At 62.4% G+C, this 710-nt stretch carries 1 protein-coding gene; it reads right to left on the reverse strand.

What is annotated here, in order from left to right; genetic code table 11:
- On the reverse strand, window positions 1–710 hold a 710-nt coding region (locus RA28_RS22075), incomplete at both ends, for a LysM-like peptidoglycan-binding domain-containing protein (protein WP_039533493.1).

The raw sequence follows: 710 nt of genomic DNA on the forward strand, positions 1-710 counted from the left end.
AGTTGGAGCTGATGTATTTGAAGTTGACCGGCGCACGCAGGAAGCTCTTGCGCATCGCCTTCCCTTCCGGGGTGTAGTAGTTGCCATCTTCATTGAGCACGGCGCGGTAGGCGGTGCCCTGGTTGACGAACTCCGCCGCCAGAATATCGCCGGAGGCGACCCGCTCGTCGTCGCGGAACTTGTCTTCATAGACCACCCGGAAGCTGTCTCCCGGCTGCAAATCCTGGGCAAAGTCGATGTCCCAGCCGAAGATGGCGGCCAAGTCCATGATCTGATCTTCGGTCATCCCTACATCCACCGCGGCGCCCCAGAAGCTGGAGCGGATCTCGCCCTTGCTCACCTGTTCGCGGGTGTCGAGGGCGATCTTGACGTTGCGGGCGACAAAGGCCTCCTCCTTGCGGCTCACCTTGAGCGCCTGCTCCAGACTGTGGGGGTAATAGAGGCTGTGTAGCTCGCCGTTCTCGGTGAGCTTGAAGGTGAGCTCCTGCCCCGGTTGCAGCATCCGCAGGGGATCGCTGCCCTCGAGCTGATCGATCAGGTGCAGATCCGTGGTGCTCAGGCCAATGCGCTGGAAGATCACCCCCATGTTGTCGCCACGGCGCACCTTCACCTGCTTGGTGATGTAGCGCGGTTTGGGCGGGGTGACAGGCTGGGCGGCCTCGGCCGTCAGCTCGTCGTTCAGTGTGTTGTCGTTCGCCGGTTCCCGCAGG

The organism is Ruegeria sp. ANG-S4, from assembly GCF_000814005.1.
Lineage (GTDB): Bacteria > Pseudomonadota > Alphaproteobacteria > Rhodobacterales > Rhodobacteraceae > Ruegeria.